This window comes from Vibrio antiquarius, assembly GCF_000024825.1.
GTDB lineage: Bacteria > Pseudomonadota > Gammaproteobacteria > Enterobacterales > Vibrionaceae > Vibrio > Vibrio diabolicus.
The window spans coordinates 1,466,578-1,489,575 of record NC_013457.1; the positions used below are offsets into that span (position 1 = coordinate 1,466,578).

The window sequence follows — 22,998 nt, forward strand, 5'->3', positions numbered from 1 at the left end:
CATGGTTTTGTGGCATCCCTCTATTATCCCGATCGAGCGAAAACCCAAAGCGGGCAAAAAACTATTGGGTGCACCGCCGTTGATACTTAGCCTCAGCTTTGCGTGCTTGATCATTCTCGGCACTGTCTTACTCAAACTGCCGATTGCCACCACAGAGCCCATCACTTGGATTCAAAGCCTGTTTACTGCGACATCGGCCATTACGGTGACGGGATTAGTTGTGGTGGACACGGGCACGGCGTTTACGCCTTTTGGGCAAGTGGTTATTGCTTTCCTGATTCAATGTGGTGGCCTAGGTTTGATGACGTTTGCCATCGTGACTTTGCTGGCTCTGGGCGGAAAAATTGGCTTTTTGGAGCGAGCCGTCGCGAGAGAGGCGTTCAACCAAACTGACTCATCGACACTCATTGCCACCGCTAAATCTGTATTGATGTTCGCTCTGCTCGTTGAACTTATTGGTTTCACTATTTTGAGCGTTTATTGGAGTGAAGAGCTGGGCTGGAAAACCAGTTTGTTCCATGGTTTCTTCTACACCATCAGTGCGTTTAACAATGCAGGTTTTGCGTTGAGTGCCGATAGCTTAATGCCTTACGTGGACGACCCGGTCGTTAACTTCACCATTACCAGTTTGTTCATTATTGGTGGTTTAGGCTTCTCGGTTTGGATTGACTTAAAACGCAATCGCCGTTGGCACCGACTCACCGTTTACAGTCGAATGATGATCTTAGGCACGATGATCATTAATGTGGTGGCACTTATCGCCATTTACCTGATTGAATATGATAACCCCAACACGCTTGCCCCTTTGAGCGAAGCAGGGAAATGGTGGGCATCGTGGTTTCAAGCGGTGACGCCAAGAACGGCGGGGTTCAATACTTTAGCTATCGATCAGTTGGAAGATGCTACAACGGCGATCATTCTAGTGTTGATGTTTATTGGCGGTGGATCATTGAGCACGGCAAGTGGCATTAAAGTTGTGACATTTATGGTGTTGGTCTTGGCAACTTACAGCTATTTGCGTCGCGATGAAGCAACCTATGCCTTTCAACGCGAGATTCCCAAAGAGACCATCAGCAAGGCATTGGCGCTGACTCTGATCTCGGTGGGGGTGACTTGGTTTGCCATATTCACGCTGTTACTGACCGAGAGAGCGTCTATGTTAGACATTATCTTCGAAGCAGTCTCGGCGCTAGGTACGGTTGGGTTATCGCGAGGCTTAACGGGCAGTTTGTCCGAACCGGGTGAGTTAGTGATCATTTTCATGATGTTTATGGGACGATTAGGGCCCCTTACTTTGGCGTACTTCTTAGCCAGTCCAAGAAAGAAAAAAGCGCGTTACGCGAGTACTAAACTGGCAATAGGGTAAATGGGCTAACTCGAAGAAAGTGAGCAAAAGGCTGGGCAAAAGAGGAGTAACTGCTCCTCTTTTTGTGCTCGTTGTAGCCACGAAACTGTATACGGCAGTCTCTCTCACAACAATTTATGATTCATCTCTATTTTTTATCATTTATAAATTGTCGTTTTTGAGGTGTTGTCCAGAATGGCATTATCCACGTGCAACATAAGATTGCCGGGAATAAAAATAATTACAATACTGCCTTACTGGAAGATACATGAAAATCAAACCCCTCCCACCTTTAAATAGCCTCGTTGCGTTTGAAGCGTCGGCGCGGCACTTGAGTTTTACGTTAGCCGCTGACGAGCTAAACGTGACCCAAGGTGCCATCAGTCGCCAAATTAGACAATTAGAAGAATACTTGGGCAAGGCTATGTTCACGCGAGCCAATCGAAGCATTAACTTAACGCCTACAGGTCTTCAATATTATCAAGCTGTCAGCCAATCTTTGCTCGATATTGCTCAAATCACGGGTGAAGTGAAGAAATGGCAGGGCGAACAAAAGATCACGGTTGCGACGACAAATGCAATGGCAGCCTTGTGGTTGTTGCCTAAGGTTGCTCAATTTCAAAATGAACATGATGACATCGATATAAGGATATTGGCCTCAGATAATGTGTTGGACTTACGCCGATTAGATTGCGATATCGCCTTGTTTTATTGTCGCACTCCACCTGCGGAAATGGATGTGACAACGCTATTTTCGGAAGAAGTATTCCCTGTGTGTAGCCCGCTTTATTTAGAGAAAATCGGCCAGCCTAGTGAGCCAGAAGAAATCTTCAATAAAACGTTACTCTATCTGGAAGAGTCTCAAAGAGATTGGGTGAATTGGGAGCAGTGGTTTGCGAGTGTGGGGTTGCCAAATATTTCGCCTCGTAATCGCATGAACATCAATAACTATCCAATGCTGTTACAAGCGGCAATTAATGGTCAGGGCATCGCGTTAGCCTGGGGCTCATTAGTGGACGACTATTTACAAAGCGGCGCTTTGGTTAGGCCAGTCGAGCATGTTCTTTCAACACATTCCAATTTTTCTATGCTTGAACCTAAAAATAGAGGTTTAATCCCAGCAAGCGTCAAACGTTTTAGAGAATGGCTTTTGCATCAGTTGCCAGATGAAGTAGGTGATCGAGGCTTAGCTTAAATCAATAAGCAGAGAAAATAACAGAGTTTGGTAATGTTAAAAAAGCGGGAATATCAGTTCCCGCTTTTTTAATTGATTGATGAAACGACGCACTAACTTAGTACTGGTCCCTGATTAAGTGTGGAATCATCTTTTAGTGAGGATGTTGAAGCGATAGGCTCGGAAACCACTGTTTTGCTTTCAACAAGCGGTTCAACAGGACCATCAAGTTTCTCTTGCTCTGGGTGAACATGCTCAGGCAGCATTGCCCATGGCTTAGGTTCGCGTCGAATACTATGGAACAGCGTTAAGCTCATCACCGCGATAAAAATGGCGATAGGGAAACCGGCAATAATGGAGGCCGTTTGCATTGCTTTTAACCCTCCTGCGTATAGAAGTACTCCCGCAATGGCAGCGATCATGATCCCCCATAGTACCCGTATAGACGTAGGAGGCTCACTGTGTCCAGCGGCATCGAGGGTACATAGAACTAAGGTACCTGAGTCAGCGGAGGTAATGAAATAAGTACCGAGTAATAAACACGCAAGTACGCTAAGTAGTTTACCAAACATACCTGTATCTAGATTGTCGAATAGCGTAAACAAAGCGCGTGTCGTATCAGCTTTAGTCGCTTCAAGAATCGGGCCGCCAGAAAAATCCGCAGGTGGTGTTTGTTTGGCTTCTTGTGCCGCAGTGACTTGCTCTTGATGAGCAACACGAGCGTCTTGCTCTACCTTCAACGCTGCACCACCAAATACTGAAATCCATAAAAACGTGATTAGCGTAGGTACGATTAATGCGCCACCGATAAGTTCACGTATTGTGCGTCCTTTAGAGATACGAGCTACAAACATGCCAACGAAAGGTGCCCAAGTCATCCACCAAGGCCAGTAATAAGCCGTCCACCAGTTTTGCCAGCCAGAGTCATTCTGTGCATCGCTCCATAAGCTCATACCGACAATGTTTTGTGCATAAAGCCCCGTGCTTTCAAGTAGCGTATTTAAGATATAGCGAGTTGGGCCAATATAAAGTACGACCAGCACGAGTGCGAGTGAAAGCAGCATGTTCCATTCTGATAAACGGCGAATACCTTTCCCTACACCAGATAGCACCGACGCAACCGCACAAGTACAAAGGGAAACGATAATAAAGAGTTGAATCCCCAAACTAATGTCTAGACCAAAGGCTTGATTCAAACCAGAGTTTATTTGGATAACTCCCATCCCCAAGGTTTGAGAGATACCGAAAGCAGTCACCGCGACTGTTAGGATATCAACCGTGTGCCCGATAGGCCCATAAATACGATCGCCAATCAAAGGGTACAAGATAGAGCGTAGGGTAAAAGGCAGATCTTTACGGTAGGAAAAGTAAGCTAATGCGAGTGCAACAATGATAAAGACAGACCAAGGATGTAGACCCCAGTGAAAGAATGTCAGTTTCATTGATGTTGTTGCGGCTTCATTGGTCAGGCCTTGAGTAAATGGGTTGTCAGCGTAATGCCACATCGGTTCGGCGACCGACCAGAAAATTAAGCCTATCCCCATGCCTCCGGAAAAAAGCATGGATACCCAAGACAAATAACTAAACTCTGGTTTTTCGTTATCTTTACTCAAACGAATATGCCCATATCGACTAACCATAAGGTAAAGAAGAAAACCGACAACGAGTGAAACAAGTCCGATGTAAAACCACTTCATATTCTGCAGCAAAATGCCGGAAATCGTTTCGAAGTATTGACCCGCTTGGTTGGCGAGAATGGCGCAGAAAAGTACAAAACCGATAACGACGATCTTTGATGCGATAGTCACAGTCGGATTGAGTCCTTTCAATATCCCAGATGTTGCTCTCATAGGCATCCCTCACAGTGCTTTTGTTTTAGCGTTATTGTTTGTTGCGTTATTGTTAATTTTTGAAAGAGAGTAGAGAGAGGGCTTTTGTGTTTCAACTGATTAATACTCATCGGTTAATGAGTATTAATCATGACAAGAAGAACCTTTTTAATTAAAAGGTTATTTTGTTGTTTGAGATCAATGCATGAATGACAAAAACTCATCCAAACCCGGCGAAAAAGTCGTTTGTTTGTTGCTGGGTTGTTAATCAAAATCATCTCCACTAACACAACACGATGTTGTACGCACTGGATGCAACTCGACTCTCGGAGATAAGAATATGAGCAATGTCAACCAAACCATTATTCCTGTTGAACTTGTTGATAATGTACTGAACCCAATCAGTGAAGCAACAGGAATGCCGAATCAGGCCTACACCAGCGAAGAGTATTTTACTTTTGAGCGTGATCAGGTGTTTGGTAACACTTGGGTATGCATTGGTTTTGCATCAGACCTGCTTAAAAATGGCTATGTGATGCCACTTGATTTCATGAATCTTCCACTACTCATGATGAGAAATCGTCAAGGTGAAGTCCAAGTCTTCCACAACGTATGTAGTCATCGTGGTATGAAGCTGGTGCATGAGGCAGGCGAAGTTCAAGGCATGATTCGCTGTCCTTACCATTCATGGACGTACGATCTTGACGGCAATCTAAAAGGCACACCACACATCGGTGGTATCGCAAAACACAAAGATGATCGATTTAAGTGTGAAAAACACGGCCTTAAGCCACTTCGTTCAGCCGTTTGGATGGACATGGTATTCGTTAACTTATCGGGCAATGCAGAAAGCTTTGAAGATCATATCGCGCCGCTAGAGCAACGTTGGCAGCAGTTCTTAGGTGAAGATGGGTTAGGTCTTCTTCGCCGCGTGAACATGGGTGGCAACTTAGAGATCGAAGTGAAAAGTAACTGGAAGCTTGCCGTAGAAAACTACTGTGAGGCTTACCACTTACCTTGGGTGCATCCGAGTTTGAACAGTTATTCTCGCCTAGAGGATCACTACAACATCATGTTTGCAGAGCGCTTTGCTGGTCAAGGTAGTCTCGCGTACAACCTTTCAGATACAGCAGGAACACACTTACCTAAATTTCCAAGCTGGCCAGAAGATAAACTGCGTCATGCAGAATACGTTGCACTCTTTCCAAACGTGTTGCTTGGTATTCAAGCCGATCATGCCTTTGCAATGATGATTGAACCAATCACTGCGAATAAGAGTGTTGAGCACCTACGTGTTTTCTATGTGGGTGATGAAGCAACGAAAGATGAGTTTGCTGCGTGTCGTACTGCTACCGTTGAGTCGTGGCGAGTCGTGTTCGGCGAAGATATTGGAGCGGTCGAGGGTATGCAGGAAGGTCGTTACTCACCTGGCTTTAGTGGTGGCGTGTTCTCACCAGAAATGGATGTTCCGACGCATTTCTTCCAAACCTGGTTGGCAAAGCAAGTGAAAGCGGCATTGGAGCAGTAAGATGATGCATTACCTTAATTATATTGATGGTGAGTGGTGCGATTCAGAGCAAGCGCTGACCGTCATGAATCCTGGCACTGCCGAAGCGTATGCGACGATTGCAGAAGCCACTATCACCGATGCAGATCGCGCAATGGCAGCGGCACGTCGAGTAGTCAATCAAGGCCTTCTTTCGGACGTTCGTCCAGCCGTCAGAACCGAGTGGATGTTAAAAGCCGCCGCAGCTATTCGTGAAATGGTTGATGAAGGTGGGTTAGTTGCCTGTCGTGAAAATGGGAAATCTTTGCAAGATGCCAAAGATGAGTTTTTAGAGTCGGCACGTTACTTCGAATACTACGCTGGCATGGCCGACAAGCTGGAAGGCACGTCAATTCCGTTGGGTAAAGACTATGTCGACTTCACTCAATATGTGCCGTTTGGCGTGTCAGTGCAGATTGTGCCGTGGAATTTCCCTGTCTCTATTTGTGCACGTTCATTGGCACCTGCATTAGCCGCAGGTAACGCAGTGGTGATCAAATCGCCAGAGATTTCTCCACTTGCCATGACGTTGTTGATTAAAGCGATTGAAAAAGCGGGCTTCCCAAAAGGCACGATTAACTTGCTATGTGGCAAAGGCTCAGTCGTTGGCAGTCATTTGGTGCAGCACCAAGAGGTCGATCAAATTGTCTTTACGGGTTCCGTTCCAACTGGCCAACGCATCCTGCAAGATTCAGCGCAACGCGCTACTCCATCGGTGATGGAGCTGGGTGGTAAATCGGCTGCTATCGCGCTGAAAGACGCGAGCCTCGAAACACTTTTGAAAAGCGTTCAGGTCGGTATTTTCTTTAACGCTGGTCAAGTGTGTTCGGCAATGTCTCGTTTGCTGATTCAAAAAGAGCGTTATGAAGAAGTAAAAGCGGCGGTTGTGGAAATGGCAAAAAGCCTAACCATTGGTCAAGGCGAAAGCCAGCCGGACATCACACCGTTGGTATCGGCTGATCAACAAGCACGCGTGCTTGAAATGATAGAACAAGCAAAAGCCGACGGCGCGAATATCCTAACGGGTGGCTACGCACCTGATTTATCGGGTTACTTTGTGGCACCAACGGTGATTGAAGCCTCACCAGATATGCGTATTGCTCAAGAAGAAGTGTTTGGCCCTGTACTGGTAATTACACCGTTTGAAACTGAACACGAAGCGATCGATATCGCGAATGGCACTGATTTTGGCCTGGTTGCTGGTGTCTTTGGTGAAAGCCTAAACCAAACATTGCGTGTGGCACAGCAACTGCGTGGTGGACAAGTGTTCATCAATGAATGGTTTGCTGGTGGCATCGAAACACCATTCGGTGGCGTGGGCTTGTCCGGGTTTGGGCGAGAAAAAGGACAAGAAGCGATTTATAGCTATGTCCAGACACGCAATATTGCCATTCGTTTGCAGCAAGACAGCAACGTATAGCTACCGTGTAACTTGATTTTCATCACCTCGCACCGGCTTGGATTTCAGACCACAAGCTAGGGCGAGGTTGATGGAATCGCTACAAATCTGACAGCGGTTTGTAAACACGGAAATTCTGAACAAGGTAGTTGGAGTAAAAGTGATGAGAAAGTGGCTCTGTATTATTTGCGGCTTAATCTATGATGAAGCACAAGGTTGGCCATCCGATGGCATTGCACCAGGAACAGCATGGGAAGATGTGCCGGATGATTGGTTATGCCCCGACTGTTTAGTGGGTAAGGCCGATTTTGAAATGATCGAAATCACCGACGATGCGCCAGTAGAAGAGGTCGCGGCAGTGTCTTCGGTGTCGGTAGGATCGTCTGTTCAGCCAAATGCGGCTCAGCCACTTCCATCTGAAGTCACTCAGCCTATATTTTCAGCTGACCCTATCGTTATCATCGGTAGTGGCCACAGTGGTTACCAGTTGGCAGCGGCACTTAGAGCGCAATCTGAAACGGTTCCGATCACTGTCTTTACCGCTGATGATGGCGCACTGTACAGCAAGCCTGCCTTGTCTAATGCACTGGTCATGAATAAAGACGGCGACGCGCTACAAAGTGAAAGCGCGTTGGAGTGGGAAAGCCGTCTCAATATCCGCGTTTACCCGCATACCCGCGTTGAACATATCGATCGTGCCAATTCAACGCTACATACCTCCATCGGTAAATACGCCTACAGTCGCTTGGTACTGGCAACAGGTGCATCACCGATTGAAATCCCAATTGAGGGTGATCGCTCTTGTGTTATGAGTGTGAACGACTTAGTTGATTACCGGCGTTTCAGAGCGGAGCTGCAAGACAAAAAGCGCATCGCAATCCTAGGTGATGGCTTAATTGGCTGTGAGTTCGCGAATGACCTGATCGAAAGCGGTTATGAAGTAACAGTTATCGGGTTAGGTCAATGGCCAATGGAGCGTTTGATCCCGCAACAGTTGGGTGAATCATTACAAAGTGCACTTGCCGATCGAGGCGTGCAATGGGCTCTACAAGACAGTATCGCCAGAATCGAGCCAAGGTCCGAATCAAGCGCGGTTTTGCATCTAAACAGTGGCAAGCAGATTGAAGCAGACCTAGTGCTAAGCGCGGTTGGGCTCAAGCCAAATGTATCGCTGGCTGAGCAAGCAGGGCTAGAAGTGGGCCGCGGCATTAAAGTGAATCAATTCGGCCAGACGAGTGATGAGAACATTTACTCGCTAGGTGATTGTGTTGAAACTGAGCAAGGTTGGCAGCCGTATATTGCGCCGATTAATCAAATGACTCCTTCCGTAGCGAAAAGCTTGCTAGGCGATGTCGCGTCAATCTCGTTAACGCCAACTCCTGTGATTGTAAAAACGCCGATTCTTCCACTCACTATTTTCCCGGTTGCCCCGAACGAACTGGGACAATGGTATATCGAGAGTCAGGCAGATGAATTGACCGCTGCGTTTTATTCTCCTGAGGGAACGATGCTTGGCTTTGCGTTGCTAGGAAGAAAAGTACAGTCATTACGTGGTCCTTGGCTAGATCAGTTGTCATTGAAACTGTCAGCAGCGTAACGGAGAAAGAAGATGATTCATTTACCCAATGATGATGCAACATGTGGTTGGTACCATGCGTTGCCAAGTATTGCAGAAAAACCAGCGTTAAAAGGTAAACAAACTGCTGACTATGCCGTGCTAGGTGCCGGTTTCGCTGGACTAGCTATGGCAAGACGTTTAGCTGAGCTTCAGCCTAACGCACGAATTATACTGATTGATGCGCAACGTATCGGCCAAGGGGCGTCAGGGAGAAATTCGGGCTTTGTGATCGATTTGCCTCATAAGTTTTCACTTGAGCATCCCGATCCTGAGCACAAACAAAAGTTATTATCGCTCAACCGTTCTGCGATTGCTCAGCTAGACACTTTAGTGTCGAAGCACAGTATTTCTTGTCAATGGTCAGCAAAGGGCAAATATCAAGGAGCCGTAGGGGCGCGCGGTGAAGCGTATCTCGATCACTTTGAGCACCTAATGAAAGACCTTGGCGAACCATACTTCCATGTTAATGGCAGTGAGCTGGCGAAAGTCTTAGGGACAAATTACTACAGCCGCGCAATTTACACGCCAGGTGGTTATTTAATGCAACCTGCTGCTCTGGTGCGTGGGCTAGGGGAAAGCCTTCCAGAGAATGTCGAGGTGTTAGAAAGCTCGCCAATCCGCAAACTCAGTAAAGAAAACGGTTACTGGGTATTACATGGAGATAGTGGTTCTGTTGAAACCACTGAACTGTTACTTGGCACCAGCATTTTTACTCGTGAGTTTGGTTACCTTAAAAACAGATTACTGCCAGTGATGACGTTTGCAAGCTGGACGCGTCCATTGACCGACGCAGAAATGCAACGATACGGAGGTGAGCTGAATTGGGGTTTAACTCCAGCAGATCATGCGGGAACGACGTTACGTATGACCGCCGATCGACGTATTTTGATCCGAAATACTTACAAACACGTGCCGAAATATGGCTCAAGCATGAACGATAAAGTCAGAGAGCAAATCCGAGACGATCATCGTCAAGTCTTTTTGGCGCGTTACCCCGAGCTGGCCGACGTACCATTTACTCACACATGGGGTGGGGTATATGCCATCTCTCGTAACTTTACTAACTTTTTTGGTCAATTAGATGAAGGTGTTTATGCCAGCGCTTGTGACAATGGTGTTGGTGCTGCGTGGGGAACCATTTCTGGAACGCTGTTAGCTGACTATGTCGTTGGTGCGACATCTAAATCATTGGATGACATACAGCAAGTGACAGGAATGCCTTGTTTGAATCCGCCAGAGCCTTTTTTAGGCATGGGAGTAAAAACGCGTATCCAATTAGCAAAATGGCAAAGCCGGAGTGAATTATGAAGCAAGTCAAACTCGTTGATAGTAAAAACCTAGATTTTAATGTTCGTGGTGATACGCCGGGAATGGCGTACGTAGCCCGAGCGTTAAGCCCGGAAATTTCACCAAACATTGGCGTAGGTTTTGCTAAATGGGAAGGCGCTCAAGTGGCTTGGACGGTGCTTTATGATGAGGTTATTTTTGTGATTGAAGGCTGTTTCGAGTTGACCGCAAACGGTGAAACACATCTTGTTCACCCAGGTCAAATGCTGTGGATCCCGGAAGGAACCGAGCTGGTTTATGGTGGGCATGCCCTGTTCGGCTATGTGGTTCATCCAGGAAACTGGAAAGAGCTACACGGGATTAAATGATTTGTTTTACAGACGAGACAACGACTTGAAGTTCTACTCGTGCTAAATCAAAAATCGTTCACAGTGTATGTGAGCCAAATCAACTCGCTCGTTAAGGGCGTGTCACCGAAGCCTCCTTCTTGAAGTCATTTGGGTATATACATCAGTTTTAACGATAGCCATATCGAGATGCTTGGTATGGCTTTTATCGTTAAGGATAATAATCTCATTGGATCAAGGGGTATATAATCGTTAAATTGCACTTGCGACATCTTTGCGCTGTGACTGGCAATTCAAACTATTGTTTTAGCCAATAGAAACACTAAAAATTATCCACCAAATAATACGTTACTGAGTCTGGCCGTTGCATTTACGGCTGCCTATTTCGCAGCCGATGATTATTACTTAATATAAGAACTCACCATGCACACTCGTCGTGAACGCGTATTTGACCCCTTTCATCGTCTAACGGTATTTACAGATAAATGGCGACTTGGATCTAAATCTTATCTTACTGATCTCGCATCTATTGCCTTATTGCTGTTACCGCTGACGCTATCTAACGCACTTGCCATCTTTCTTGGTCACGCTTCTAGAATCCTAGGGGTGTCAGAGGTTTCTCAGTTATTGTTCCATCTTTCTGATATTTTAATCAACTTATATCCCACAGCGTTTTGCATTGTGGCTGGTTACTATTTATCGCATAAAGTGAACGTGTCGAGCGCGATTATCATCATTTATTCGTTGGTCATGTTCTATTTAATTTCAATAGAGAATGACAGCCTTTCTAGTAATTACATGTTGCCGAATAACCCGTTATTAGCACTCTTTAGTGCAACGGTGTCATACGTTTATTGTAAAAGTTTCCGAATTGAGCTGCTTGATCCTCAAGCAATGGACTTCTCTTCTCGTCTTTTTAAAGATGTCTTACATTTTTTCGTATTCGTTTTATTTGCGGTTAGCTTATCTCATGTCACCGCGGCGGTGATGGATGCTTTTACTACAACAGTGGCTGGACTTAACTTTGATCCGCTGACGTTCACAGGAGGATTATTTTATCAATCCATCTTGAGCTTATTAGGGGCGGCGGGCATTAATGGTCACAACATGTTGTTTGCTATCAAGCAGCAAATATACGCTGCGACCGAAGCCAACATGGCTGCTTGGCAAACAGGCGAAGCGTCGCTTAACGTCATTAGCCAAGGTTTTTACGACGCATTTTTATCCATGGGCGGGTCAGGGAATAGCATTAGTTTACTCCTGTGTCTGTTATTGTTCGCTAAAGAGCGCAATCATATTTTACTGGCGTTAGCGGCAGCACCATTGGTGATGTTCAACATCAATGAAGTGCTGCTATTTGGGTTGCCTATCATCTTTAATCCTATTCTGGTCGTCCCATTTGTATTAGTGCCGCTGGTAAGTTTTATCATCACCTACTGCGCAATTGCTTCCGGCTTAATTGCGCCTGTTGAAAATATTGTGAACTGGATGACACCGCCTCTGTTGAGTGGTTATGTTGCAATGGGGCATCAGGTCCAGGGGGCGATACTTCAACTGGTGGTGATTGCGATTGGTGTACTAATTTATCGACCTTTTTATCTAGCCTATGCAGGCAAATATGTGGGGCAGCTTGGTGTAAGTAATACTTACAATGGTTTAGAACAATCCCTATTTAAATCACTACTCAGTAGTGTGAAAGATGCGAACACATCGAGTATCAGCAAGTCATCCGCGCAGAAGCGTTTAACTTCCATTCTTCGTGAAGGCGAGTTGGTGATGTTTTATCAAAAGCAGCATTCAACAAAGGATGCGGAACAGTATTCTTACGAAGCGCTTATTCGATATAAAGATGAAGATGGAAACTTACTTTCACCAACGTTTATTGAAGATTTTCACCGGTTAGATGCTATGCCACTGCTCGATAAACTAGTTCTCGAAAAGGTGTTGTCGGATATGAAGGAAATGGGATTATCTGAGCAGCGAAGAGTGGCCATTAATGTTTCTGTTGCTACCATTCAACAAGTGGATTTTGCTCTGCATTTACAAGGCCGGTTGGTCTATTTTGGAATCCCGGCTGAATGGCTTGAAATTGAAATTACTGAAGAAGCCGTATTAGACAATGAAGTTTCTTTAACTAACACCATGAAAGCTCTACAGAGTATGGGAGTTCGTATCACAATGGATGATTTTGGTACGGGCTACGCATCGTTTCCTCATTTGTTCAAGTATCCATTTAACAAGATTAAGCTAGACAGATCGCTGCTATTGGACGCTAACGATCATCGTGGACGGCAACTGTATCGATTGGTTGCTAAGTTAGGACATATTGCAAATTGCGAGGTCGTAGCGGAAGGGGTGGAAACGCAGTCTGACTATGACTTTGTGCGGTCAAGTGGGGTTGATAAAGTTCAAGGATTTTACTTAGCAAGGCCTGTACCTTTGGATGAGATTATCCATCGACGTCCTTAACTAACGTGCAATAAAAAGGGAAGCGATGGCTTCCCTATAGTGAGTCTTGTTTTGACTTAGTTAGCTCTTATTTGAACTCAAATTTACCCTGCATGATCGCCCAGTGACCAGGGAACGAGCAGAAGAATGAGTAGTCGCCGCCAGCTTTCATTTTTTCAGTGCTGAAAGTAATGCTGGTGCTTTCACCGCCGCCAATCACTTTTGTGTGAGCGTATACACGGTCGTCATTTGGCTTCACGTAATTGTTTTCTGCACCTGCTGCCATGCCGTCCGTACCTACTGCTTGTAGATTAGCGGTATCTGCGATAACGACGTTGTGACCCATTGATTGTGCAGGCATTTTACCTGTGTGGTTTAGCGTCAGTTTTACTTCTTTACAAGTGGCTGGAACGCTCAGTGTTTTAGTAGAAAACTGCATCATATCGTTAGCATCTAGGGACACTTCACACTCGGCACTGGCTTGGGCACCAAAGCTCATTCCTACTAATGCGAAGGTTGCTGCTAATAAACGTAAAGACATATAACACTCTCCATTTTATATTTTGGGCTGACTTGGATTAATCTCATCCAATAGTTCTCATTATCAGCCAATTTTCACTCGAAAAACGTGCTTCAAGCGGTATATTGACGTTTTGTTGCAAAGTTGTACTGGTTAGTTCCACTATTTGATCACTCATAGGCCCTATTTCATGCGATGGCGTGAGGTAAATCAAAAAAGAAAGGAACACGCCCCGTACAGAGATAAGGTCTATCTTATTAAGCTTTGGAGCAGTATCTTGGCATTTATTAGAAGTAGATTAGAGAAGGTGAGAGGAGAGGCTCAAGTATAAAAAAGCTCAGCCAAATTGCTGAGCTTTAACAGTTAGAGCGGCAGTTGACGTTTAGCGATTTTGCTTCAACGCATCTAACGCTTCATGTAATGACGGCACGATGGAATGACCAAATTGTTTTACCTCTTCGCAAGGTTCAACTAAATCCGGAATCTGATAAGTAACCATATTCGCTGCCACGGCTGCACGAACACCGTTATTGGAATCTTCAAAGGCCAAACATTGGCTTGGTTCTACATCCAGACGATTCGCTGCCAGCAAATAGATTTCTGGATCGGGTTTACCGTGGTTTACCTCGCAGCCTGTGGTGAGGTTGTCGAAGTACTTACTCAAACCCGCTAATTCCAGTTTGATTTTCGCTACCTCCTTTGCCGTAGAAGTTGCTACTGCGATTGGTAAGCCTTGTGCTTTCAGCCATTCTAGCAGCTCAACAACACCATTTTTCACTGGGATGGCTTGGTGTTTGACGACAGCATTGTAACGAGTACGCCATTCATGATGCAGGCGGTCTAGGTTCTCACCGTAGGCTTTGCGGAAAATTGCTTCAATACCTGCCGCATTGCGACCAATGATCGACAGGTAAACATCTTCATAAAACGGAAGGTTTTGGACTTCACATGCTTCTTGGAAAATACGCATACAGACGCGCTCAGTATCAAGGAGCAAACCATCCATATCAAAAATAGCAGCTTGGTAGTTCATTACATTACAGACTTTTCGATTGTGATGGTGCATTTTGACATAAGCGAGATAGATTTTCTTGCGGAATTCAAACCGTCCGTATCCTTTTTTACTTTATACCTAACCGTTTGGCTAAGCGGTGTAAATTACCATTATCGAGTTCTAACTGACGTGCTGTTGCAGCCCAGTTTCCTTGATTCTGCTCTAGTGCTTTTATAATCATGGCTTTTTGGAAGGTGTCAGTGGCTTGCTTTAAACCAGCGTCTGACAGTTCAAATGAAGAGCTAGGTATACCTGACTCTTCAGTGGTGGGCTGATTGTTCGACGCTTTGATATCGAAATCTTGTTCCACCAATTCGATATCCAGCGATTGAGTTCTAGCTTTGGCAAGCACGCCCGCTCGTTTGATGACGTGTTCCAGTTCACGCACGTTGCCCGGCCAAGAGTAATCTTTAAGTGCTTGAACTAGAGTGGGAGAGAGTCGAACACTGTTCAGCCCCAACTTGCTGCGTAGTTGCTCTGCAAAGAAACCAGCCAGTAGCACGACATCGTCTTCACGTTCACGAAGTGGGGGAACATGAAGAGGGAATACACTCAAACGGTGGTACAAATCTGCTCTGAAACGGCCAGCTTTTACTTCTTCATGCAGAACACGGTTCGTTGCCGCCACAATGCGTGTATTGACTCGAATATGGCGGTCATCACCCACACGTTGGATGTCGCCGTATTGGAGAGCTCGAAGTAACTTAGCTTGCAGTTCTAACGACAGTTCGCCAACTTCATCCAAAAACAGTGTGCCACCATCTGCTTGTTCGAACTTACCCTTGCGATTACTGATAGCACCAGTAAAAGCACCTTTGATATGACCAAAAAGCTCACTCTCTGCGACAGACTCAGGTAATGCGGCACAGTTTAAGTACACCAAGGTATTATTGGCTCGGTGAGAGCGATGATGAATTGCGTTTGCGACGAGCTCTTTACCAACCCCTGTTTCACCCATTATCAACACTGATAGCTCGGTATCTGCCACCGCATCGATTTGCTCTTGAAGTGCTTTCATCCCAGCAGATTTGCCAATGATTTCGTTGCTTAGCGTACGTTTCTCAGTGTAAGACCCACGTGGCAAGCTTGCTTGTGTTTCTAACTGCTCCAGTAGTAGAGCTGTGTGCAAGCCCCCCGCGGCTAACGCACTTACAAAGCGTAGTTCTTGATTGAGTAAACCATCGAACTGATTCGGGTCGAAGGCATCAATAGTGATCGCGCCAATCAATTGATCGTCGATCAGCAAAGGGAGACCAATACATGAATGGACGTGCAGCTTGTCGTCGTGGTTCGGAATTAACCCGTCATAGGGATCGGGTAAGTCGCTATTCGATGGAAACCGTACGATATCGCCAGCGCGTGCAATGGCTTCCAATCTCGGGTGTTGGTTTATAGAAAAACGGCGTCCCAATACTTCCTTTGCTAAGCCATTGATAGCCAGCGGCTTAAAGTGCTGATCTTCATACAAAAGAAGAGCAGAAGCATCACATTTTAATATCTCGCGAATCGTTGTTAATAAGGTATCAAATCGAGCTTGCCGAGTGAGCGCTGAATTTAGGTCTTGCGTGATGTATAGCCATTGCGCGATTAAAGAAGTCATAGCCAATACCAATTGTGTCAATATGACTATTGTAGTGTCTTAATGACAATTTTCAACTGTGTCTTAATGACAGTTGTTAAAGTTGTGTTTTAATTAAATTATTGAAATATATAGCAATTAAAAGTTGGCATGCCCAGTGCAATACAAGAAGAAATTATTTTTGTTTATCCCGTCATTCAAGGTAGTAATTATGACAATTCACGTAAAAAACAATATCCACTGGGTAGGTCAACGCGATTGGGAAGTTCAAGACTTCCACGGTACAGAATACAAAATGACAAAAGGTACCAGCTACAACAGTTATCTAATTCGTGAAGAAAAAACGGTGCTGATCGATACGGTCGAGCATCGATTCAGCCAGCAATTTATCCAGAACCTAGAAATGGAAATCGATCTTAAGACGATCGATTTTATCGTCGTGAACCATGCAGAAGAAGATCACTCAGGCGCATTGTCTGCATTGATGGAGAAGATTCCGAACACGCCAATTTACTGTACAGAAGCGGCGACTGATTCGATTGTGGGTCATCACCATCATCCCGAGTGGAACTTTAAAACGGTAAAAACGGGTGACAGCATCGATATTGGTAACGGTAAACAATTGGTATTTGTAGAAGCGCCGATGTTGCACTGGCCAGACAGTATGATGACATACCTAACGGGCGATGCGGTGCTATTCAGTAATGACGCATTTGGTCAGCACTACTGCGATGAGCGTTTGTTCAACGATGAGGTGGACCAAAATGAGTTGATGGAACAGTGTCTGCGTTACTACTCAAACATCCTAACGCCATTCAGCAGCTTGGTAACCGCTAAAATCAAAGAAGTGTTGAGCTTTAATTTGCCTGTCGACATGATTGCAACTTCACACGGTATTGTATGGCGCGATAACCCAGTTCAAATCATCGAGCAATATTTGGAATGGGCGGATAACTACCAAGAAGATCGTATTACCATCTTCTACGATTCTATGTCGAACAATACCCGAATGATGGCAGATGCCATTGCGCAGGGCATTCACGATGTTGACCCTAGCGTGGCGGTCAAAGTCTTCAATGTCTCTAAACATGACAAAAATGAAATCCTCGCCAATGTGTTCCGCTCAAAAGGCATATTGGTTGGTTCATCTACCATGAATAACGTCATGATGCCGAAGATCGCAGGCATGCTAGAAGAAATTACCGGTCTGCGCTTTAAAGCGAAAAAAGCCGCTGCCTTTGGTAGCTACGGTTGGAATGGTGGTGCGGTAGATCGTATCCACGCACGGTTGACCGATGCGGGTTTTGAAACTGCAGTCAGCCTGAAAACCAAATGGCGACCAGATGGTAAAGCGATGCGTGAGTGTCGTGAACATGGCAAGAGCATCGCGAAATTGTGGGCGAAACATCCACTAACAAGTCCTGTTGCGGCTCCGATGATGGCTGCGTCTGCACCGCAAGTTCAATCACAGCCCGTTGTACAAGTAGAAACGCAAGCCGTGGTCGAAAGGGAGCTTATTAATCCAAGCTCAGAGGCACATCCATCAGATTGCCAATGCATGATTTGCACCGTTTGTAACTGGGTGTATGACCCTGCTCAGGGGGAGCCTAATCAAGGAATTAAACCGGGTACCACGTGGTCAGACGTTCCGGACTACTTCCTTTGCCCTGAGTGTCACTTGGGTAAAGATGTATTTGTTGAGTTCAAGGGGTAAGGAGCTGTGATGCAAGCACCAATTGTAATCATAGGCAGTGGCTTTGCTGCCTATCAACTGGTTAAAACTGTGCGTCGAATGGATGCACAGGTGCCAATTCAAGTATTCACCGCTGATGACGGTGCGGAGTATAACAAGCCCGATTTGAGCCATGTGTTCAGTAGAAAACAGACCGCGAGGGATCTGGTAGTAACAACGGGAGAAGCGTTTGCCCAAGAGCACCATATCGAGTTATTAACCCACACTAAAATTGAGAGTGTGGATACGCAAGCCCAACAAGTGGTAGCAGATGGACAAGTTTATGCGTACTCCAAACTGGTTTTTGCAACGGGCGCGAAAGCTTTTGTTCCTCCAATGCGAGGTGATGCTTCTGGCGATGTCCTAACGCTCAATTCGTTACAAGAGTATCAGCTCGCAGAAGAGAGAGTCAGTCAAGCAAAGCGCGTAATGGTTATCGGTGGTGGTTTGATTGGCGTTGAGATTGCAATGGATATTGCGAGCAGCGGTAAAGCCGTTACGGTGGTTGAATCAAACCAACGCTTGCTTGCCAATCTTATTCCTGAGTTTGTGGCGTTGCCTCTGGAAAGCCAACTTAAGCAGCAAGGCATTCAATTGGCGTTGGGAAATGGGGTTGTTGAGGTGAATCGTAACGCCGATTCGTTGGTAGCGACTTTGAACAGCGGTGAAGTGATCGATACTGATGTAGTGATTTCTGCCGCGGGCTTACGTTCAAACACTCAATTAGCGAATGCTTGTGGGTTAGAGGTTGGGAAAGGCATTGCTGTCGACGCTAAGCTGCAGACTTCTACGAACAATGTATTCGCTCTGGGCGATTGCGCCGAGATACAAGGGCGCATGCTTCCATACCTTCAGCCAATCGTGTTGAGCGCTAATGTTTTAGGTAAGCAGTTGCTTGGGCAGGAAGCGCAATTGAAGTTGCCGCCAATGATGGTAAAAGTCAAAACGCCGAGTTACCCAATTCAGCTTGCCGGGGACTTCAGTGCTGTCGCGAATTGGAATGTGCAGATTTCTCAATCTGGCATCGTGGCAAAAGCTGAAAATGAACAAAGCATATTGACTGGGTTTGTTGTGACGGGCGAGCAAGTGGCTCAGGCTTTTCCGTTACTGCGTGAACTGTCTCAAGTCGCGCAATCGTAACTCGCTTCAAGCAGCACAATTTTATATTCAAAGAGGGTATAACCATGTCACATCTTCGTATTCCGAAAGACTGGACGGTTCAACGTTCGACGCCATTTTTTACCAAAGGCAGTGTGCCTCCAGCTCTTCTAACTCATCACAACACAGCCGAAGGCGTGTTTGGGCAGTTATGCGTAATGGAGGGGCAAGTCACCTACTATGGTTTTGCTGATGAATTCGCGACAGAGCCTGAAATGGTCGTCGTGATCAACGCAGGTCAGTTCGCGACAAGCCCGCCACAGTATTGGCATCGTATTGAAATGAGCGATGATGCACAGTTCAATATTAACTTTTGGTCGAATAAAGATAAAAGTGGACAAGCGATGTTCCACGCTAAGCAGTAAACCTTTCTAGACAATTTGATTATTGCGTGAATTTATCGGGAAAAGCGCATATTAAGTAAAAGAGCAGAGACGTTTCTCTGCTCTTTTTTGCTTATTGGCAGTAACGACATGCAAACTTAATCAGCGATATTAACTATAAGCCCGCGCCACACGACCTTTGCAATTCAAGGTATATTGTTTGGCGTAAGCTGGGATGAAAACAGACTGGCCTTTGTCTACTGCGCACGTCTCACCATTTGCGTGTGTAATCACGAGCGGGGAATCTAGCGGCAACAGGATTTCTGCGGTTCTTACATCAAGCGTTCGTTGGTTGGCTTGTTTTACAATCGCGAATTTGAAATCGTCGACGGGAATTGGGTATTCCAACATGTCATCGTTTTCGATTGGTTCAAGCAGTAGTGTATCGAATGGTTTTTCTTCGAAGCGTGTGCATGCAACGAGTTCTTTTATATCCATATACTTCGGCGTTAAACCGGCACGTAGCACGTTGTCTGAGTTCGCCATGATCTCAAGCCCCGTACCTTTCAAGTACGCGTGTGGCGTTTCTGCATCCAAGAACATCGCTTCGCCTGGTTTCAGCGTGATGACGTTGAGTAGCAAGGGTGCAAACAAACCAATGTCACCCGGGTATTGCGTTTCTAACTCCAAGATCAGGTTGAACAGAGGGAAGTCGGTGATGCGAGCTTGTGCCAATAGCACCGTCAACGCCATCTCTTTCTGTTCGCCTTCTAGTGACAGTAGACCGGAGAAGAAGGTCGCTAAGCCCGTTGGCGTTTGGTTTGCGATAAGGTCATCCACCAAGCCTTGCAGCTCAGGAATCGCCAGCTCAGAGAAGAAGCTGATGATTTCACTTGTTGGGCGGAAGCCATTCATCGCTTGGTATTCGGTTAGCGCGTAAACCAATTCTGGTTTGTGGTTTGGATCTTTGTAGTTACGGTTTGCAGCGGTTAGGGGAATGCCTTGTTTTTCTTCCAGTGCAAAACCCAGTTCTGCTTGTTGCTTGTTTGGGTGCACCTGAATCGACAGCGCTTTCTCAGCGGCAAGCACTTTAAACAGGTATGGAAGTTCACCAAAACGGTTTGCGACTTCTTCACTCAGAAAAGCATTCATGTCTAGAGCAATCAGTGAAGAGAGTTTGGTCTCCTCGTCGTTTACCATCACCACTGAGCAACCGTTTGGATGCGCGCCCATCCATACTTCTGCTTGTGGTTCGCCCGTTGGGTTTTCAATGCCAAACAGTTGGTTAACAGAAGTAGTACTGCCCCAAGCGTAGTTTTGAATCACGTTGTTCATCAGGAAAAACGTCGGATGCTTAGCTTGAGTTTGAATCGTTTGTGTATCGGACATCGTTAAATCAGACATAGAGTGTCACCATGAGAGAAAATCATGGCTTGGGCGACATTGCCCAAGCCATAGGAGCCATTTGGGGGAGGGGGGATTAAGCGGCTGCTTGCATCATTTTTGCTTTACGCACTTTTTTCAACGTTACACACGTTACTGCGGTAACCGTTGCGCCAGCTGCCATACAAATCAGAGCAAGGACTGGGTGGTTCATCGCGCCAAGCAGAGCGACCACGGGACCACCGTGAGCAACGCTGTTGGTGATGCCGAATGAGAACGCCATTACTGCCGCCACCATTGATCCAAGTACGTTTGCAGGAATCACTGACATTGGATCTTGCGCTGCGAACGGAATCGCACCCTCAGAGATACCCACCAGACCCATTGCACCTGCTGCTTTACCCGCTTCAGTTTCTGATTCTTCGAACAGGTCGAACTTACGACCAAGTGCTGTTGCCAGTGCCATACCTAGAGGTGCAACTGGGATTGCACATGCCATCGCACCCATAAATTGAGTTTGACCGCTCGCAATCATGCCCACAGAGAATAGGAATGCGACCTTGTTGAATGGACCACCCATATCGAAGCCAGCCATACCACCAAGTACGATACCCAGTAGAACGACGTTACCTGTACTCATGCTAGTTAGTAGCGCAGTCAGACCGTCCATTAGGCTTGCGATTGGCGCGCCGATAACGAAGATGAATAGACCTGCGATGAATAGCGAACCTGTGATTGGTGCGATCATGATTGGCACCAAAGGTTGGATGAATTTGTGGTAGTTAATCGACGTAATCCACTTCACGAAGTAACCCACAAGCAGACCTGCGATGATGGCACCGATAAAGCCTGTACCAGCGTCTGCGCCGTAGAAAGAACCGTTGTTTGCAATCCAACCACCGATCAAGCCAGGAGCTAGAGCTGGGCGGTCAGCAATCGCGTAAGCAATGTAACCGGCAAGGATTGGGATCATCAGCGTAAAGGCAACCACACCGACATTGAGGATTTGGTTCCACATGCTGCCTTCAGGAATCGCCATGCCCGCTTCACTTGGCTGACCACCGACGGCAAGAGCAAGGGCAATCAACAGACCACCCGTTACGACGAATGGGATCATGTGTGATACGCCGTTCATCAAGTAGCGATATAAGTCAGAACGAGCTTGAGAAGCTTTGTCGGCAACCGATGCTTGCGTATTGCCATTGGACTCAGCTTGGTACGTCGGTGCGTTTAACGCTTCATTAATCAGTCCTTGAGCATCGCGGATTGGGGCTTTTACGTTGGTTTTAACCACGCGTTTGCCCGCGAAGCGGTTCATGTCAACTTGCTTGTCACATGCCACGATGATTGCATCTGCACGCTCGATTTCTTCTGCGGTTGGGCTGTTTTTCACACCGATTGAACCGTTCGTTTCAACCTTGATTTCGTAACCCATCGCCGCAGCACCTTTCTCCAGTGCTTCTGCTGCTAAGTAGGTGTGCGCAACGCCCGCAGGACAACCAGTCACACCAATGATGAAGCCTTGGTTTGCTGGTGCGTCTGTCACTGGTTGCGGTTCTTCTTTAGCAAGAAGGAGTGCCAGTGCGTCGTGGCTGTTTGTTGCGCCTAAGAACGCATCGATGAAACCATCTTCAATCAGTTTTGAAGACAGTTCTGCAAGTACTTCGATATGGTGGTTATCGCCACCGTCTGGAGAAGCTATCATGAAGAACAGTTTTGAAGGCAAGCCGTCTTCCGCGCCGTATTCGATACCTGATTTGCTTACGCCGATCACAACCGCTGGTTCAATCACAGCTGCGCTTTTCGCGTGTGGAATTGCCACGCCATCTTCAAATCCAGTATTTCCTAATTCTTCACGTGCTTTTATATCTGCAAGAAATTGTGTTTGGTCAGAAATACGACCTTGGGCATGAAGAACGGCAACCAGTTCTTTAAATACGTCTTCTTTTGAAGACGCTTTAAGATCAAGATTAATTAAGTCTTCATTTATTAGTTTGGTGATCATTGTCGAACCCCTATAAATATAATTTTTATTTCAGGGGTATTTTTAAATTACTGATAAAAAGACTGTAGTGAAGAAAAAATGCATTTACTGGAGGATTGTAACCGACTAACTATAGTGTGATTTAGATCGTTCACTGGACAAATCTAGCTGCATATCTGTGACATGATGGATAAGAAGCTAAACGATAAGTGAAATGTGGCCTCGCTCCCACTTGAAAAGGGATTGAGTGTTGTTGATAGAGTTTTTGTTAC

The 22,998-nt window shown here is 46.0% G+C and carries 17 protein-coding genes; 11 read left to right on the forward strand and 6 right to left on the reverse strand.

What is annotated here, in order from left to right; translation table 11 throughout:
- Position 1 precedes the first annotated feature (1 nt).
- Positions 2-1,366: a TrkH family potassium uptake protein gene (locus tag VEA_RS21425; RefSeq protein ID WP_006742242.1), complete on the forward strand. Its 1,365-nt coding sequence runs from the start codon at positions 2-4 to the stop codon at positions 1,364-1,366.
- 247 nt (positions 1,367-1,613) lie between these two features.
- Positions 1,614-2,540 (forward strand): LysR substrate-binding domain-containing protein, encoded by a 927-nt coding sequence (locus tag VEA_RS21430; RefSeq protein ID WP_006742241.1) that lies wholly within the window; start codon positions 1,614-1,616, stop codon positions 2,538-2,540.
- A 92-nt stretch (positions 2,541-2,632) separates the two neighbouring features.
- Here the strand turns inward: VEA_RS21430 and VEA_RS21435 are convergent, their stop codons facing one another.
- Positions 2,633-4,369 carry a BCCT family transporter gene (locus VEA_RS21435; protein WP_006742240.1) on the reverse strand — a complete coding sequence of 579 codons (1,737 nt, stop codon included), beginning with the start codon at positions 4,367-4,369 and terminating at the stop codon, positions 2,633-2,635.
- A gap of 319 nt (positions 4,370-4,688) precedes the next feature.
- Here VEA_RS21435 and VEA_RS21440 point away from each other — a divergent pair, with 319 nt between their 5' ends.
- The 6 genes from VEA_RS21440 (at position 4,689) to VEA_RS21465 (ending at position 13,014) form a co-directional block, all read left to right on the forward strand.
- Positions 4,689-5,876, forward strand: a complete 1,188-nt coding sequence (locus tag VEA_RS21440) for an aromatic ring-hydroxylating oxygenase subunit alpha (RefSeq protein WP_005392447.1) — start codon at positions 4,689-4,691, stop codon at positions 5,874-5,876.
- A 1-nt stretch (position 5,877) separates the two neighbouring features.
- Positions 5,878-7,314, forward strand: coding sequence for an aldehyde dehydrogenase family protein (locus VEA_RS21445; protein ID WP_006742239.1), 1,437 nt, complete (start codon positions 5,878-5,880; stop codon positions 7,312-7,314).
- A 142-nt stretch (positions 7,315-7,456) separates the two neighbouring features.
- Positions 7,457-8,890: an FAD-dependent oxidoreductase gene (locus tag VEA_RS21450; protein ID WP_006742238.1), complete on the forward strand. Its 1,434-nt coding sequence runs from the start codon at positions 7,457-7,459 to the stop codon at positions 8,888-8,890.
- Between the two features lie 12 nt (positions 8,891-8,902).
- Positions 8,903-10,219, forward strand: coding sequence for an NAD(P)/FAD-dependent oxidoreductase (locus tag VEA_RS21455; RefSeq protein ID WP_006742237.1), 1,317 nt, complete (start codon positions 8,903-8,905; stop codon positions 10,217-10,219).
- A complete protein-coding gene (locus VEA_RS21460; protein ID WP_006742236.1) occupies positions 10,216-10,566 on the forward strand; it encodes an ethanolamine utilization protein EutQ in 351 nt (116 codons plus the stop codon). Before VEA_RS21455 ends, VEA_RS21460 begins: the two co-directional genes overlap by 4 nt.
- Positions 10,567-10,968: 402 nt before the next feature.
- Positions 10,969-13,014, forward strand: coding sequence for an EAL domain-containing protein (locus VEA_RS21465; protein ID WP_006742235.1), 2,046 nt, complete (start codon positions 10,969-10,971; stop codon positions 13,012-13,014).
- A 67-nt stretch (positions 13,015-13,081) separates the two neighbouring features.
- On the opposite strand, the gene azu is transcribed toward VEA_RS21465, so the two are convergent.
- The 3 genes from azu to norR all read right to left on the reverse strand — a co-directional run bounded on the left by azu (position 13,082) and on the right by norR (position 16,167).
- Positions 13,082-13,534: an azurin gene (gene azu, locus VEA_RS21470; protein ID WP_005392455.1), complete on the reverse strand. Its 453-nt coding sequence runs from the start codon at positions 13,532-13,534 to the stop codon at positions 13,082-13,084.
- Between the two features lie 361 nt (positions 13,535-13,895).
- Entirely contained in the window at positions 13,896-14,546 is a 651-nt protein-coding gene (locus VEA_RS21475; RefSeq protein WP_005392456.1) for an HAD family hydrolase, read from the reverse strand.
- A gap of 88 nt (positions 14,547-14,634) precedes the next feature.
- The gene (norR, locus tag VEA_RS21480) at positions 14,635-16,167 is read right to left on the reverse strand and encodes a nitric oxide reductase transcriptional regulator NorR (RefSeq protein ID WP_006742234.1); all 1,533 of its coding nucleotides are present in this window, start codon (positions 16,165-16,167) and stop codon (positions 14,635-14,637) included.
- A 190-nt stretch (positions 16,168-16,357) separates the two neighbouring features.
- Here norR and norV point away from each other — a divergent pair, with 190 nt between their 5' ends.
- The 3 genes from norV to VEA_RS21495 are packed head-to-tail and all read left to right on the forward strand — an operon-like array spanning position 16,358 to position 19,401.
- Entirely contained in the window at positions 16,358-17,860 is a 1,503-nt protein-coding gene (gene norV, locus VEA_RS21485) for an anaerobic nitric oxide reductase flavorubredoxin (protein ID WP_006742233.1), read from the forward strand.
- Positions 17,861-17,869: 9 nt separating this feature from the next.
- The gene (gene norW / locus VEA_RS21490; RefSeq protein WP_006742232.1) at positions 17,870-19,018 is read left to right on the forward strand and encodes an NADH:flavorubredoxin reductase NorW; all 1,149 of its coding nucleotides are present in this window, start codon (positions 17,870-17,872) and stop codon (positions 19,016-19,018) included.
- A gap of 44 nt (positions 19,019-19,062) precedes the next feature.
- Positions 19,063-19,401, forward strand: coding sequence for a TehB family protein (locus VEA_RS21495; RefSeq protein WP_006742231.1), 339 nt, complete (start codon positions 19,063-19,065; stop codon positions 19,399-19,401).
- A 129-nt stretch (positions 19,402-19,530) separates the two neighbouring features.
- Here VEA_RS21495 and manA read toward each other — a convergent pair whose 3' ends face one another.
- Both manA and VEA_RS21505 read right to left on the reverse strand, forming a co-directional pair.
- Positions 19,531-20,763, reverse strand: a complete 1,233-nt coding sequence (gene manA, locus VEA_RS21500; protein ID WP_006742230.1) for a mannose-6-phosphate isomerase, class I — start codon at positions 20,761-20,763, stop codon at positions 19,531-19,533.
- 76 nt (positions 20,764-20,839) lie between these two features.
- Positions 20,840-22,747, reverse strand: a complete 1,908-nt coding sequence (locus VEA_RS21505) for a PTS fructose transporter subunit IIABC (protein WP_006742229.1) — start codon at positions 22,745-22,747, stop codon at positions 20,840-20,842.
- Positions 22,748-22,998: the final 251 nt, after the last annotated feature.

Excerpts from the sequence above, each read along its gene's own strand:
- VEA_RS21425 (WP_006742242.1), top strand. The coding sequence starts at position 2 with ATGGTTTTGTGGCATCCCTCTATTATCCCGATCGAGCGAAAACCCAAA.
- VEA_RS21430 (WP_006742241.1), top strand. The coding sequence starts at position 1,614 with ATGAAAATCAAACCCCTCCCACCTTTAAATAGCCTCGTTGCGTTTGAA.
- VEA_RS21435 (WP_006742240.1), bottom strand. The coding sequence starts at position 4,369 with ATGAGAGCAACATCTGGGATATTGAAAGGACTCAATCCGACTGTGACT.
- VEA_RS21440 (WP_005392447.1), top strand. The coding sequence starts at position 4,689 with ATGAGCAATGTCAACCAAACCATTATTCCTGTTGAACTTGTTGATAAT.
- VEA_RS21445 (WP_006742239.1), top strand. The coding sequence starts at position 5,878 with ATGATGCATTACCTTAATTATATTGATGGTGAGTGGTGCGATTCAGAG.
- VEA_RS21450 (WP_006742238.1), top strand. The coding sequence starts at position 7,457 with ATGAGAAAGTGGCTCTGTATTATTTGCGGCTTAATCTATGATGAAGCA.
- VEA_RS21455 (WP_006742237.1), top strand. The coding sequence starts at position 8,903 with ATGATTCATTTACCCAATGATGATGCAACATGTGGTTGGTACCATGCG.
- VEA_RS21460 (WP_006742236.1), top strand. The coding sequence starts at position 10,216 with ATGAAGCAAGTCAAACTCGTTGATAGTAAAAACCTAGATTTTAATGTT.
- VEA_RS21465 (WP_006742235.1), top strand. The coding sequence starts at position 10,969 with ATGCACACTCGTCGTGAACGCGTATTTGACCCCTTTCATCGTCTAACG.
- azu (WP_005392455.1), bottom strand. The coding sequence starts at position 13,534 with ATGTCTTTACGTTTATTAGCAGCAACCTTCGCATTAGTAGGAATGAGC.
- VEA_RS21475 (WP_005392456.1), bottom strand. The coding sequence starts at position 14,546 with ATGAACTACCAAGCTGCTATTTTTGATATGGATGGTTTGCTCCTTGAT.
- norR (WP_006742234.1), bottom strand. The coding sequence starts at position 16,167 with ATGACTTCTTTAATCGCGCAATGGCTATACATCACGCAAGACCTAAAT.
- norV (WP_006742233.1), top strand. The coding sequence starts at position 16,358 with ATGACAATTCACGTAAAAAACAATATCCACTGGGTAGGTCAACGCGAT.
- norW (WP_006742232.1), top strand. The coding sequence starts at position 17,870 with ATGCAAGCACCAATTGTAATCATAGGCAGTGGCTTTGCTGCCTATCAA.
- VEA_RS21495 (WP_006742231.1), top strand. The coding sequence starts at position 19,063 with ATGTCACATCTTCGTATTCCGAAAGACTGGACGGTTCAACGTTCGACG.
- manA (WP_006742230.1), bottom strand. The coding sequence starts at position 20,763 with ATGTCTGATTTAACGATGTCCGATACACAAACGATTCAAACTCAAGCT.
- VEA_RS21505 (WP_006742229.1), bottom strand. The coding sequence starts at position 22,747 with ATGATCACCAAACTAATAAATGAAGACTTAATTAATCTTGATCTTAAA.